The 14,040-nt window shown below is 45.3% G+C and carries 16 protein-coding genes; 4 read left to right on the top strand and 12 right to left on the bottom strand.

Features of this window, described 5'->3' with window-relative positions:
- Positions 1-114 precede the first annotated feature (114 nt).
- Positions 115-789: a peptidoglycan DD-metalloendopeptidase family protein gene (locus tag CLV42_RS03965; protein ID WP_106600573.1), complete on the top strand. Its 675-nt coding sequence runs from the start codon at positions 115-117 to the stop codon at positions 787-789.
- Between the two features lie 2 nt (positions 790-791).
- On the opposite strand, the gene CLV42_RS03960 is transcribed toward CLV42_RS03965, so the two are convergent.
- Positions 792-2,093, bottom strand: a complete 1,302-nt coding sequence (locus CLV42_RS03960; protein ID WP_106600572.1) for a M28 family metallopeptidase — start codon at positions 2,091-2,093, stop codon at positions 792-794.
- Positions 2,094-2,196: 103 nt separating this feature from the next.
- On the opposite strand from CLV42_RS03960, the gene ruvB reads away from it, so the two are divergent.
- Complete coding sequence (gene ruvB / locus CLV42_RS03955; protein ID WP_106600571.1) at positions 2,197-3,222, top strand: Holliday junction branch migration DNA helicase RuvB; 1,026 nt, start codon at positions 2,197-2,199, stop codon at positions 3,220-3,222.
- 197 nt (positions 3,223-3,419) lie between these two features.
- On the opposite strand, the gene CLV42_RS03950 is transcribed toward ruvB, so the two are convergent.
- From CLV42_RS03950 to CLV42_RS03920, 7 genes are all read right to left on the bottom strand, one after another.
- The gene (locus tag CLV42_RS03950; RefSeq protein ID WP_106600570.1) at positions 3,420-4,331 is read right to left on the bottom strand and encodes a bestrophin family protein; all 912 of its coding nucleotides are present in this window, start codon (positions 4,329-4,331) and stop codon (positions 3,420-3,422) included.
- 21 nt (positions 4,332-4,352) lie between these two features.
- Positions 4,353-4,832: a hypothetical protein gene (locus CLV42_RS03945; RefSeq protein ID WP_106600569.1), complete on the bottom strand. Its 480-nt coding sequence runs from the start codon at positions 4,830-4,832 to the stop codon at positions 4,353-4,355.
- Positions 4,833-4,991: 159 nt separating this feature from the next.
- Complete coding sequence (locus tag CLV42_RS03940) at positions 4,992-6,365, bottom strand: HAMP domain-containing sensor histidine kinase (RefSeq protein ID WP_106600568.1); 1,374 nt, start codon at positions 6,363-6,365, stop codon at positions 4,992-4,994.
- Positions 6,362-7,075 (bottom strand): response regulator transcription factor, encoded by a 714-nt coding sequence (locus CLV42_RS03935; protein WP_106600567.1) that lies wholly within the window; start codon positions 7,073-7,075, stop codon positions 6,362-6,364. The genes CLV42_RS03940 and CLV42_RS03935 overlap by 4 nt, the downstream gene beginning before the upstream one ends.
- 98 nt (positions 7,076-7,173) lie before the next feature.
- Positions 7,174-7,875: a response regulator transcription factor gene (locus CLV42_RS03930; protein ID WP_089834343.1), complete on the bottom strand. Its 702-nt coding sequence runs from the start codon at positions 7,873-7,875 to the stop codon at positions 7,174-7,176.
- Between the two features lie 119 nt (positions 7,876-7,994).
- Complete coding sequence (locus CLV42_RS03925; RefSeq protein ID WP_106600566.1) at positions 7,995-8,783, bottom strand: DUF3108 domain-containing protein; 789 nt, start codon at positions 8,781-8,783, stop codon at positions 7,995-7,997.
- Positions 8,784-8,792: 9 nt separating this feature from the next.
- Positions 8,793-9,740, bottom strand: a complete 948-nt coding sequence (locus CLV42_RS03920) for a lysylphosphatidylglycerol synthase domain-containing protein (protein ID WP_170117380.1) — start codon at positions 9,738-9,740, stop codon at positions 8,793-8,795.
- A gap of 76 nt (positions 9,741-9,816) precedes the next feature.
- Here CLV42_RS03920 and ruvC point away from each other — a divergent pair, with 76 nt between their 5' ends.
- Both ruvC and CLV42_RS03910 read left to right on the top strand, forming a co-directional pair.
- Positions 9,817-10,377, top strand: a complete 561-nt coding sequence (gene ruvC, locus CLV42_RS03915; protein WP_245705460.1) for a crossover junction endodeoxyribonuclease RuvC — start codon at positions 9,817-9,819, stop codon at positions 10,375-10,377.
- A gap of 159 nt (positions 10,378-10,536) precedes the next feature.
- Positions 10,537-11,241, top strand: coding sequence for a response regulator transcription factor (locus CLV42_RS03910; RefSeq protein ID WP_106600564.1), 705 nt, complete (start codon positions 10,537-10,539; stop codon positions 11,239-11,241).
- On the opposite strand, the gene CLV42_RS03905 is transcribed toward CLV42_RS03910, so the two are convergent.
- The 4 genes from CLV42_RS03905 to rsmA all read right to left on the bottom strand — a co-directional run bounded on the left by CLV42_RS03905 (position 11,219) and on the right by rsmA (position 14,025).
- On the bottom strand, positions 11,219-11,614 hold the full coding sequence (locus CLV42_RS03905; protein ID WP_106600563.1) for an HIT family protein: 396 nt from the start codon (positions 11,612-11,614) through the stop codon (positions 11,219-11,221). The two genes, CLV42_RS03910 and CLV42_RS03905, sit on opposite strands and share 23 nt — an antisense overlap.
- Positions 11,615-11,701: 87 nt before the next feature.
- The gene (gene greA, locus CLV42_RS03900; protein ID WP_106600562.1) at positions 11,702-12,175 is read right to left on the bottom strand and encodes a transcription elongation factor GreA; all 474 of its coding nucleotides are present in this window, start codon (positions 12,173-12,175) and stop codon (positions 11,702-11,704) included.
- 174 nt (positions 12,176-12,349) lie between these two features.
- Complete coding sequence (locus CLV42_RS03895; RefSeq protein ID WP_106600561.1) at positions 12,350-13,279, bottom strand: NAD(P)-dependent oxidoreductase; 930 nt, start codon at positions 13,277-13,279, stop codon at positions 12,350-12,352.
- Positions 13,276-14,025 (bottom strand): 16S rRNA (adenine(1518)-N(6)/adenine(1519)-N(6))-dimethyltransferase RsmA, encoded by a 750-nt coding sequence (gene rsmA / locus CLV42_RS03890; RefSeq protein ID WP_106600560.1) that lies wholly within the window; start codon positions 14,023-14,025, stop codon positions 13,276-13,278. The genes CLV42_RS03895 and rsmA overlap by 4 nt, the downstream gene beginning before the upstream one ends.
- Positions 14,026-14,040 lie beyond the last annotated feature (15 nt).

Here is a 14,040-nt window from a genome sequence, read left to right as displayed (position 1 = left end):
AAAGGCCCCGGCATAATGCCGGGGCCTTTTACTTTTATAACTATAGCCTTTGTTGGCCGCTAATTCCAACATAAAGCACACTTTTCGTATTTTGCCCCTTTCAACCCATCTTTCATGTTAGAGAAGATCCTGGAGCATTATCAGCCCTTTCAGCCAGTAGTATTATTTGATCCGGAAAATGACAGCCTGTTGGCAATGGACTTTACGGACAGGAATACGACACTTACTGCGGAAATACTGGACGATACCCAAAAGTTTACAGATTATGTGAACCAGCTGCTGACGGACCATGAATGCCGCTTTGGCATAGGTGGCTATGCGGAACACCGGACCATTTATTCCCGCAGCGAGCACTTTTCTACAGCTGATGAACCGCGCCGCCTGCACTTAGGTATTGACATATGGGGCGCCCCGGGTACCCCTGTATTTGCCCCTATGGAAGGCACCGTTCATAGCTTCAGGTTCAATGATATACATGGCGACTATGGCGCTACTATCATCCTTCGCCACCAACTGGAAGGACATGTTTTCCATACCCTGTATGGCCATCTTTCCCTGCGTGACCTGGAAGGTCTGCAGGAGAATATGCGGATCGTAGCAGGTCAGCAGATAGCGCATTTCGGGGATATTCCCGAGAATGGCCATTGGCCCCCTCACCTTCATTTCCAGATCATCACCGACATGGAAGGCAATAAGGGCGATTATCCCGGCGTATGCCGCTATAGCGAAAGGGAAAAATACCTGGCCAACTGCCCGGATCCGAACATCATCCTGCAAATGATCCCTTAAAACTATCTGCGGCGGCTAACAGCTGCCTTGTCTATCCGGGTTGGCGTGTCTTTACCATCTACGATGGAGGTGGCGCTGGTTGCTATCGCCTGAATGATACTGGTGATATTATCCAGGTCCATGCTTTCCATCTCATCATTCACACTGTGATACAGGGTATCCTTATCGATCTGTGTAGTGGAGATCGTGTGTGCCGGTACCCCCAGTCTTGCCAGGGTAGCATTGTCAGAACGGTAAAAAAGCTGCTGCTCAGGATATGGATCGGGGTAAAAATGGAATACCGAAGATTCCAGGTTGCGACCCAGTATCTGTCCGAAGTCAGAACGTTCGTACCCTGTGATAAAGGCGCTGTTCTTGCCAAACTTGGACTCCTTACCGATCATTTCTATGTTGAACATCGCCACGATCTTTTCAGGGTCTAGTTGACGCGAGAAGTAACGGGAACCATAACCACCGATCTCCTCCCCTGTAAAGGCTACGAACAGGATACTACGTACAGGCGGATGTTTTTTGAAATATTTCGCCAGCATCAATACAGCCGTCACTCCGCTTGCATCGTCATCAGCACCGTTGGCAATGCTGTCCTGTTCCACCGGCGCTATTATCCCGATGTGATCGTAGTGCCCGGAGAAGATCACATATTCATCGGGTTTACCGCTGCCGGTGATCATACCTGCCACGTTACAAAGCGGCAGGCGGGTCACTTCCTGTGAAACCTGAACTGACCATTTACCGGCACCGTCAAATGCCTGCGGTTTTAAAACAAATACAACAGTAGCTGCACTATCCTGTTTATGGACGCCATGTAGCCATATTTCGCCGTCATACTGATTAAATTTTTCAACCTGCGTAGTGTCTACCCATACAAGGGTATTATGTGAAGCTCGTTTCAGTTCCTGTACCCTGTTATCAAAATTATCGCCCGCGTTGATATGAGCTATTTCCACTTTAGTGTCCTGTGTCCAGTTGATCTCACTTTCCACGCCGGTTACAAACACTATCCCAGGCTGGCCAGCCTTCCCATTCAGTACAACCTTCTCTTTTATCAGTTTAGTGTCATACTGAAAAAATGATTGTCTGAAATCCTTATCTCCCGCCAATGGTTCCAGTCCAGCATCTGCAAATTCTTTTTCCAGGAATGCGGCGGCCTTTTCCGCGCCAGGTTTAAAAGTTTCACGACCCTGCATATCATCGGCAGCTAATGTGGATAATATGCGTTTTACCTCTGATTTTTTGATCTGCTGCCCATAGGACATAAGGGTGATCAGGCATAGGGCAGGTAGCAGTGTATGATACTTTCTCATTATTTCTAGCCGGGTTAAATTTAGTGGCGCTACATAAATATACCACACAATGTATTACCAGTCGTCTTGCAACAGCTATATTTTTGGTAACTTTCGCCCCGATATGTCTAATCCGCTAAGACCAGAAGAAAACCGCCAGAGCGCGGCAGAAAAGGAGTTTGAGAATAGCATCCGCCCCCGGGAGATCATCGATTTCTCCGGGCAGGATCAGATCATTGACAACCTGAAAATATTTATCAAGGCAGCCAAATTAAGAGGCGAAGCATTGGATCATATTCTGTTCCATGGCCCTCCCGGATTAGGCAAAACAACCCTTTCCCGTATCGTGGCCAATGAAATGGGGGTGAATATCAGGGAAACTTCAGGACCGGTAATAGAAAAACCCGGCGACCTGGCCGGCTTGCTCACCAACCTGGAAGATAAGGACGTGCTATTCATAGATGAGATCCACCGTCTCAGTACGGTGGTGGAAGAATACCTGTACTCGGCTATGGAAGATTACCGCATCGACATTATGATCGATACGGGCCCCAGTGCACGTTCCATACAGATCACACTGCATCCTTTTACCCTGATAGGTGCCACCACCCGCTCAGGATTGTTGACGGCGCCACTGCTATCGCGTTTCGGTATCAAGTCGAGACTGGAATATTATAACGCCGCTACCCTGCAAAAGATCATCTGGCGGGCAGCCGGATTATTACAAACCAAGATCACCTCAGATGCAGCAATGGAAATAGCGCGGCGCTCCCGGGGTACTCCGCGTATTGCCAATGGCCTGCTCAGACGTGTGCGTGATTTTGCGCAGGTTATAGGTAACGGAATTATCGACCTCGATATAGCACAACACAGCCTGAGAGCGTTGAATGTGGATGAATACGGATTGGATGAAATGGATAACCGCATTCTCCAGGTGATCATTGAAAACTTCAAAGGCGGTCCTGTTGGTATTACCACCATTGCAACGGCAGTTGGGGAAGAAGCAGGCACCCTGGAAGAGGTATATGAGCCATTCCTGATCCAGGAGGGTTTTATCAAACGTACGCCGCGCGGCAGGGAAGTCACCGAAAAGGCCTATGTACATCTGGGCAAAGCACCCAGAGGCAGCGGCGGTGGCTTGCTATTCTGATCATATTGCATGAAAAAATAAAAGGGAGCGAAAGCTCCCTTACTTGTTTCCTCCATATAACACTCTATATCCATGTTGGAATGACGTCCGGCGCCGTAGTAATCCTTCCTTAATCCTTGATTGTGCTTTTATTCGTATGCACCGGAACGTTATCCCTTCTCCAACAGAGTAAGATAAGTGTAGGCTTTAAACAATTATTACATCACATAGAATTTATGATCTGCATTCGCAGTCTCGGGCAGATGATGATCATTCAGCATCTGTTTCAGATCGCGCTCAATATTCCTCGATATTGCCGTCATTGGCGTATCCGTAGGTTTATTGTCAAACGGGTCCTGCAGGTGGATCGCCATCTTCTCTATTAAGAGGAAAGAAGCGGCAATAGCTACTACCATAGGCACTTCCACCAGTCCGAAATACTCTATCAGAGCAAAGGGCAGCAACAGGATGAAAAAGTTCAGGGCGAAATGGATGTAAAGACTGTACGTTGCCGGGAAGACCGTATTCTTGATTCGCTCACATTTACCCATTCCATCACATAAACGGCTCAGGGTCTGGTCCAGCTGTACCTGCTGGTATTCATTGATCCATCCCTGTTTCAGCGCATAGTTCAGATCACGCGCATGCAGTTCCAGTAATGCCATCGGCACATTGGTATACTTGCTTATATGTGACATCTCTCTTTTTGGAATGAGCCTGTCAAGTCCTTCCCTGGCATCCAATCCACGCAGGGACTGGCTGAGTGCATAACACCAGGCGATCTGCCTGCGTACCATACGTTCTCTGAAATGCCCTATATCTTCTCCGTCGTAAGCACTATCTATGAATGAAAGCACCTGTCTTGAAAAGGTACGCGAATCATTTACAATAGCCCCCCATACTGTTCTTGCTTCCCACCAGCGGTCATATGCCTGATTGGAACGGAAGGCCAGCAACAGCGAAATAACAGTACCCATGATCATAGGCACAGACAGGGGAATAGCCATGTGCTTCAGATTAAATCTGTCGTGCAGTAATACTATTACCAGCGTATATACCGCTACGAGCAGGATCTCATATTTTATTTTCCCGAAAACATATTTAAACGGGATATTCTTTTTCAACAACATCTTGTAACGGTTTTATAGTTTCTATACTTCAAACAACTCTGACATGGCAGACACCAGGTATTTCTCCTTCCTGGGAGCCAGCGGTATATGATGTACAGGATATTTGCTCTTTCTGATCAGTTCTGCAGGATTGTAACTGTTTACCCCTGCTTTACGGAATTCATCTTTGGCGGCGCATGCTATCACATCTATGTTGTGATATAACAAGAAGTTCCTGAACAGCCCTTTACCATTACCGATCAGGAATTCAGTTTTCAGCGAATGAATAACAGAGGCATATTTATTCTTAATGATCTCACAGGCATCTTTATAGTCAGCCGTAATGAGATCGTAGTGAGACGACCTTCTGGACAGCATCATCAGGTCCATAATCGAACCGGGCATTTCTACCGCATGCATCAGGACAATATTGAGTGGTTCACCACCAAAGCGCTCAACCACACCGTGCACTACGCGAAGAGACCGGATAGAAAAATCTGTAGGAATCAATACATGCTTCATGGGTAATTCTTTTAATGCAAAACTACCAGCACGAGGTAAGGAACAGGTAAGGGCCAGTTAAAAGGAACTTAAAAAAAAAGTAAAAATGTTGTAAGAAAACACCTCTGGTGTAAGAATGAGGTCAAAAACAGGTAAGAAAACGGTAAGAATAAAACGTTATCACGACCGTGTATATGTCGGTAATACAATCCTGATCTCAGTTCCCTGATTCTCTCTGCTATTAACAACGATATTGCCTCCGTGCAGGCGTATAATATTACGCGCCAGCGGCAAGCCGATACCATAGCCCTTATATCCGCCGGTGTTGGAAGCACGATAAAAAGGATCGTAAATAAAAGGCATATCCCGGGCTGGAATACCTATACCATTGTCTTTGATGATGATGATATTGTTCTTATCGGTAGCCGCCAGTGCCACAGATGCGGGACGGTTATCGGAGTATTTACAGGCGTTCTGTACAATATTACTTAATGCCAGTTGCAACAGCTGTGCATTCCCTAATATAATGAGTTTATCTTCTTCTTCGGGTAGCATGGTATAGTCGATCTCTACCTGGTTTTCCGGGTTGATACGGTCTATTGTTTCTTTTACTGTAAAGATCAGCTCATCTGTGCGTATCTTCTCCAGCTGTTGTCTCTTCCCGTCAAATCCTGTTTGTGCAAGGCTTAGCAGGCTTTTCGTAATATGTTCCAATCTTTCTGCTTCTTTCAGTATTACTGACAGTGACTGCCGGTACTGTTCGTCATTACGTTGCTTATTCAGGGCCAGTTCAGCCTCTCCGATAATGGCGGTCAGCGGGGTACCCAGTTCATGAGAAGCATTACTAACAAAGTTATTCTGTGTTTCGAAAGCTGTTTCCAGGCGGTCCAGCATGTTATTGAAGGTCTGGGCCAGCTCTGTCATTTCGTCTCTGCTGGTGGGGGTATCCAGTCGCAGGTGCAGATTATGGGCCCTGATATCTTTTACACGGGAAGTGATCTGGCGCACCGGCTGCAGGATATACCGGGAAAAGAAAAGCCCTGTAGTTACGACTACAACAGCGGCAATGGCCATACAGATCAGCAGGGTCCTTCTCAGTTCGGTCATAAACTGCTGACCATATACATTACTGGCGGAAACGATCACGATATATTTGCCGGATTCATTCTCAAACAATACTCCCTGGTAAAACGTGTCCTTATAGCGGTAAGTGGCTTTTCCTTCTGTCTTTATATTATCATAGAAATGCTGCCGTAGGGGCTTCAGGCCGGGATCTGGAGCAGGACTGCCGGTCGTATCTATTCTTATAAAATATTCTTTTTCGTGTGGCAGGCGTTCCAGGTGCTCATTCCGGATCTCAGCATACGTGGCACTGTTGTCTTTATCTTGCGTCAACCTGGCCCTGGCTGCGATATAAGCCCTGATCTCAAGTCGCTTGTAGAAGTCATCGAAAGACTGACGATTGATGAGGAAATAGGCGAAAGCCGCCATCATCAGGATAATGGAGACGGTGAGCGCCGTGAATAAACCTAATATCTTATTACGTATGGTCATTCTTCTTCTTTCAACATATACCCCATGCCCACTACAGTCTGAATCAAGGCAGGCTGCTCTTTACGGTTTACTTTTTTGCGCAGGTAATTGACATAAACATCCACTACTTTGGTATTCATATTGAAATCAACGCCCCATACATTTTCCAGTATTTCCATTCTGGAAAGCACACGGCGGGGGTTTCTCATCATGTATTCCAACAGTCTGTATTCAGTAGCGGTCAACACAATATTTTCACCGTAACGGCTGGCGCTTTTTGTATTGAGGTCCAGTTCAAGATCGGCTACTTTCAGAACATTGGCGGTATGGTTGTTATTAACCACAACGTTGGCAGTATTGACAGCATTATCAGGATTACGGCGCAACAGAGAGCGTATGCGGGCCAGCAGTTCGGCCTGTTTGAAGGGCTTCACCAGGTAGTCGTCGGCACCACTGTCCAGACCGGCCACTACATTTTCGGTAGAGCCAAGGGCAGTAAGCATCAGGATGGGAGTTGTATCGTTTTGTTTACGTAGCGCTTTACAAACGGCTATCCCATTCATACCAGGCAACATCACATCCAGGATGATCAGCTGGAAACTGTGTTCAGTAGCCATCTGCAGACCGGACTGCCCGTCCATTGCCACACTTACGTCGTACCCCGCTTCTGTGAGATAACGGTGTATGAACGATACTACTGATGGTTCATCTTCAATAAGTAAAAGTTTCATACATCTCTATGATTTGCCACAAACAGAAAGCTCCAGGCGGAGGTCGAAACGGTCAGGTCTCTTCGCCGGGAGCTCTCCCAATAACTTTCTTAATATGATCAGTCCTTTACCACCAGGCGGAAGCCATTACCATGTATATTGACAATCTCGATATCTGGATCTTCTTTCAGGTACTTACGAAGTTTGGCAATGTAAACGTCCATACTGCGTCCATTAAAATAGGTATCACTACCCCATATCTTCTTCAGCGCCAGTTCTCTTGGCAGCAGGTCATTCTTATGTTCACACAGCATACGCAGTAATTCATTCTCTTTAGGGGACAGTGTATGAGAATCACCTTCTCTTGTCAGGGTACGCAGGCGGGCATTGAATGCATAACGTCCGATCCTGAATTCATGTTGTTCTTCTTCTTTACTGTTGAGCTCCTGGTTACGTTTCAGGATAGCCTTTATTTTCAGCAGCAACAGTTCGCTGTCAAAAGGTTTGGCGATATAATCATCTGCTCCCAGTTTATAACCATGGATCACATCTTCCTTCATTGTTTTAGCAGAGAGGAAGAACAGCGGGATATCCGGATCCACATCACGGATCTCTTCTGCCAGCTTAAAACCATCCATATTGGGCATCATAATGTCCAGCAGGCAGATGTCAAACTTCTCACGTCTGAATGCAGCTAATGCCAGTATACCATCGCGGCACAGCTCTACATCATAGTCATTCAGCTCAAGATAATTCTTCAATACCATCCCCAGGTTGGTATCGTCTTCCGCCAGCAATATTTTTGGTTTACGTTCTTCCATATTCAATAAAGTATTAATGTGCAAACAAATATAGGTATTATTACAGTGTGCCCATGCCAGGCCCTTGCATACAGAAAGTTAAAATTAGGTGAAAAGGGGATGAGTATGTCTGTCCGGGGCTATTTACTGATCAGGGAAGTGAAGTTATAACGCAGGTTCTTATAGGCCACCATATCCACTTTTACACTACCTACAGAGATAGGACTGTCAATACGCAGTGGTACTTTATTAGCATCATCGCTTACCCATACCGTCATTTTTTCCCCTCCTTCAAACATTGAACCCTGTAGAAGTAGCGGCGCGAACTTGATGGCGCGGAACTTGCCAAACTTGGTTTCTACGGTCTCTTTGCCTATATAACGGATATAGATATTGTAAATTTTATTATCCAGGTACATGTCAAAGTGGATCTTATCGCCGGGTTTGTACTTATCAAAATTGATATTCCTCGCATAATAAATAGCGCTGATCACGTCCTGTACACAGCCGGGGGTTTTAATGGTAGATTCAGTACCGACAGCGGTATTGTGGGCCTGATCGAAGGTAACGTTGTCGTATATCTTATAGCCGCCTTCATTTACGTTCCTGATAAAGCGTTGAGGCAGCATTGTAGCGGTATCAATATAACTTTCGTACTTATCCCTTACTTTGAAGAACCAGTCATAGGTACGGAATGTTTTACCTTCGCCCGTCACGTGATAGACGTCTCTCCCATTGAGTTTTTCCAGGTTACAAGTAAACACTGCTTCGCCAGCGCCGATAAAGAGCTTACCAAGGGTGTAATAGACCTTGAGCGTTATACTTTCTCCGGCTAAGAAGGCGGTATTGTGAATTCCGCAGAATTCACTCTGTGCAATTGCGGGTCGGATAGTGGCCAGACTAATGATAATCAGTAGAAGACACCTCATTGATGAAAGCTATTTTTCCTTAAAAATCTTTATTCCCAGCAACAACACACTTCCCAGAATGGCTGGCAAAACCAGGTTGATAAACCAGATGCATACAGTGGCTGCGATAATTCCGGGACTATTGGTACTCAGTAATCCCATAAAGTACAGGCTGACCTTTCCTCTGAGTCCAAGTTCCGCAATAGCGATAGTAGGTACCAGGGCCATTACAAGATAAACAACAGCATTCATCAAAAAACCTTGCCACCAAATCATCTCCACGCCCAATGTGTCAAGCAAAATCAAATACTGTGCCGAGAAGACAATGTATCTGATGGCAGAAAGCAGCAATAGATGCTCAAGGTCGCCGGCTGAGTAACGAACAATGATCTGGACAAATATCCGGGCCTTTCTCAACAATGGGATCTTTTCAAATATCGCCAGGATGATCTGCAACCGAAAATATAACAATATGACCAAGGCGCAAATAACTATTAGCAATCCAAACAGGATTTTCTCCCAGAAATGGGGGGCAAAATAGCCGTTCCCCTTTACCAGCGGGAACTTGTTGATATAATAGCAAAGTCCTGTTAACCCAAAGATAATAGTGACGATAAGCTGGCTAAAGCTACCTACCATGGTGGCCGCGATGGCTTTCAGCTTACTTCTGTTGCTTCTGAGGTATAACACTCTCCCACCGTACTCGCCGATACGGTTAGGTGTATTAATTGAAAAGGACACCCCCGACAGCACTGCACTGTAGGCCCGGGGGAAAGATATGTATTGTAAGGGCTTGACCAGCAACTGCCATTTGCGGGCTTCCAGGCCCCAGTTCACAAACATGCCGGCTACCACCACTAACAATCCCATGCGTCCCCTGCTCTCCAGGGTATTCATCATCTGCCACAAAGATGCCTTCAGATTGGGATGATGTAGCAATTGCGTATAGATAGAATAGGCTAACCAGGTAAAAAGCACTGCTCCCAGCAGGTAATTGAGAATTATTTTGGTATTTTTGTTCAGACATCAAGATTTTGGCAAAAATAAACTGTGGTTGGCAAACAAGTCAAAAATAATTCTGGGCATTGACCCCGGTACACTTGTGATGGGTTACGGACTGATACTGGTAGAAGGATCTAAGGCCAGCCTGCTGGAAATGGATGTGCTGAAGCTGTCCCGTCATAAAGACCACTATGAAAGGCTACAACTGATACATGCCCGTGTAAATGAACTGATACGTGTGCACAAACCGGTTTCCTGCGCAATTGAAGCTCCCTTCTTTGGTAAGAATGTGCAAAGTATGTTAAAGCTGGGCCGTGCACAGGGCGTAGCGATTGCCACCGCAATGCAGGCAGGAGTGCCTGTTACTGAGTATTCTCCCAAAAAAGTCAAACAGTCTGTTACCGGCAATGGTAACGCGGATAAAGAACAGATTTGGCAGATGTTACAAAGAATCCTACATTTCAAAGAGCGACCTGAATTTCTGGATGCTACCGATGCTCTCGCTGTGGCAGTGTGTCACTTCTTCCAGGAGTCCAGTGTCTTACCGGATACACGCAAAGCCAAAGGATGGGAACAATTCCTGCAACAGAACCCCGAAAGGATAGTAGAATAATCATTGTTATGACAGATAATTCCAGGTTTAAGGCCGACGTTTTTCCAGAAGTTGATAAATTGTATTTACTTTGAATTAAAATCTTCATAAACGCCCCCAGTCGATAATTGGGGCTTTACACCATGAATTATGGTATTTATATAATCAGCATCACAAGCTATGAAAGCAAGAATCCTATTGGTGGAAGATGATCAAAATGTTGGTGCGGTAACGAAGAAACGATTAGAAGAAGCGGGCTACGATGTAGTACATAGCACGGACGGACAAATGGCCTGGGAACAGTTCCAGTCGCGGACCTTTGACATATGTTTACTGGATGTTGTTATGCCCAAAAAAGATGGTTTTACACTGGCAGAACAGATCCGTAGAAAAAATGACTTCATTCCCATACTCTTTCTGACCTCGAAAGCGCTGGATGAGGATAAGATCAAAGGTTTCAAAACCGGCGCAGACGACTATATTACCAAGCCTTTCAGTATGCAGGAACTCCTGCTGCGCATTGAAGTATTCCTGAAAAGGAGTAAAACGGCCAACAGCGCAGTGGAAAAGCGTACCCAATACAGTATAGGCAAACTGACCTTTGACTATAATGATCTTATACTCCGTGAAAAGAACGGAGAAGTTTCCAGCACACTTACCCAAAAAGAAGCCGACCTTCTGAAATATCTCTGCGATAACGCCAATAAGACCCTGAAAAGGGAAGAAATACTATTTCACGTATGGGGTAAAGATGACTACTTCCTCGGTCGCAGCATGGATGTATTCATTACCAAGCTCAGAAAACATTTCCGGTCCGACCCCTCCATCAAACTGGAAACCCTCCATGGAGTAGGGTTCCGCTTCAACGTCCCAGGTCAGCTGTAATCTGCTGCTGTATTGCTTTGAATTCTTCTTCCGACAACTTCAGCTTAGGACGTGAAAAGTTCATGTCATCCGCCGTATTGATAGGTATCAGATGCATATGTGCATGTGGTACCTCTAAGCCGACAACGCTCACACCTACACGATTACATGGAAAATGACGCTCTAAAGACTCGGCAATAGGCTTTGCAAACAATAACCACTCTCCCAACAGATCATCTGTCACATCAAAAAATTTGTCTACCTCTACTTTAGGTACAATCAGCGTATGACCTTTCACTAATGGGAAGATATCCAGGAAGGCATAAAAACTATCATTTTCGGCTATTTTATAACTGGGGATCTCACCTTTGATGATCTTTGTAAAAACAGTCATGGTCCTCATTTTTAATGGACATAAAGGTATAAAAAAAAGCCCGCCCCTGTTGAACAAAGGCGGGCTTTTCATTATGATCGTATTCCTTTATACTGTAATATTCTCAATCTTAAACTTCATGCTACCGTTAGGAGCCTGCACGTCTGCGATCTCTCCTACGGTTTTGCCTAACAGGCCCTTTCCGATAGGAGAAGTTACTGAAATCTTGTTCAGTTTCAGATCAGCTTCCTTCTCAGAAACCAGCTGATAGGTAACTGTTTTCTTATTAGCCATATTTGTAATAGTTACCTTACACAATATGGATACTTTTGAGGTATCAATGGAATCAGCTTCCACTACTCTTGCAGTTGCAATCGCACTTTCCAGTGAGGCAAGTCTTGCTTCATGCATTCCCTGCGCTTCCTTGGCTGCATCATATTCCGCATTTTCTTTGAGGTCACCTTTTTCCCGCGCTTCTGCAATAGCTCTGGCAATCTCCGCCCGACCTTTGGTCTTGAGGTAGTTGAGCTCTTCCCGCATCTGGTCCAGGGTCTCTTTGGTAACGTAGTTTATACCAGACATAACGTTATGTTTTAGAAATAAGAAAAAAAATCAACGCCCCCGTTTGCACAGAAGCGTTGTAAAATTGGTATACGCAAATATAATATTTTTTACATCACCTTGTTGAAATACCCACAATAAATATTGTCATATTTACGGTATTTATAATAGAAGAGGCTGAAATGCAAAATAGCCTTAGATAACGTGTAATTTTTCCAGTACAATTCTCGCCATCTTCACACTGGCCTCATGAGAATACCCTCCTATATGCGGGGTCATGATCACATTAGGCATATGTAACAGTTTTTCGAAACGCTCTTTTTCTGCATGACTGTAAGTCGATAATTTTTCATTCTCCAGCACATCAAGGCAGGCCCCTCTTATTATTCCTGTTTCCAGAGCACTGACAATATCGTCTGTGTTCACAATCTTGCCCCTGGCCGCATTGATAAACCATATGGGTTGCTTAAAAGAGTTAAAGAAAACAGTATTAGCCAGGTGATGTGTTTCTGCAGTCAATGGCAGATGCACGCTGACTATCTCTGCTTTTTCAAACAGCTGGTCCATCGTTGCTTCGTGTACATATTTGTCACTGAAACCGGTCTTATATTTATCGTATGCCAGGATCTCTACATCAAAGCCCCTTAATTTACGCGCAAATGCGCCTCCCGTATTGCCATATCCTATGATTCCTACCGTCCTGCCATTCAGCTCAAAACCGCGGTTACCGTCCCTTTCCCAGATACCCTGGCGAAGCTCCAGATTACTTTTCTGGATATTGTTCATGAGACTTAGTAGCATACCTACCGCCTGCTCTCCCACTGTATCGCGATTACCTTCCGGACTGCTCACACAGTGAATACCCTTACTTTCAGCATAAGGTACATCAATCAGCTCCATACCGCTACCCAAGCGGCCAATCCACTGCAGCTGACCGGCACGGTCTATCATCGCCTTGTCAACCTTGATCCTTGTAGTGACGATCATTCCCGTGCAATCAGGGATCGCAGCCACTACTTCATCGTAAGAAATGGAAGGCATGTAGCTTACTTCATATCCTTTTTCTTCCAGTTTGTTAATCAGATATTCGTGCACCTTTGCGGTGATCAATACTTTCCTGCTCATATCATCTTATGGGATAATGCTGCAAAATCTGCTATACTCAGCTCTTCTGCTCTTTTATTAAAAATACTGTCCTGAAGAAATTCCTTGTCAAATAACGGCTTTAACGGATTACGCAGCTGTTTGCGGCGCTGGCCAAAGGCCGTTTTTACCAGTACAAAGAATTTGCGGTCGCTGGCGATATCATAAGGCTGCTCCAGCCGGTGTAAACGGATCACTGCCGACTTTACCTTGGGAGGTGGATTGAAACAGTTTTCATGTACTTCAAACAGGTATTCCACCTTGTAGTAAGCCTGGATCAGCACGCTCAATATGCCATATTCCTTCCCCTTTGTAGCCGCAATACGCTGTGCCACTTCTTTCTGGAACATACCTACCACCACCGGCACCTGCTGCTTCCATTCAAGAATACGGAACATGATCTGGGAGGAGATATTATAAGGGAAATTACCTATCACCGTAAACTGGCCTTCATAAGGCGCCGGCGTATCCAGGATGCTTTCATGTATGATCTTTCCCTGTATGACAGGATACGTCTTCTCCAGATACTGAACCTTTTCAGCATCCAGCTCCACAGCCTTAAAGTGCACATCGGGTATTTCCAGCAGATACTTGGTAATGGCGCCCGCTCCAGGGCCTACCTCTACTATCTGCTGACCAGGAATTACAGGTAAGGAGTCCACAATCTTCCTGCAGATGTTCTCATCTTTCAGGAAATGCTGCCCAAGCGATTTTTTGAGTGTATACATGGTTAGCCTGCAAAA

Source organism: Chitinophaga ginsengisoli, assembly GCF_003014595.1.
Lineage (GTDB): Bacteria > Bacteroidota > Bacteroidia > Chitinophagales > Chitinophagaceae > Chitinophaga > Chitinophaga ginsengisoli.
Note: the sequence above shows the minus strand (reverse complement) of the source record. Positions and strands in the feature narration are given on the sequence as shown.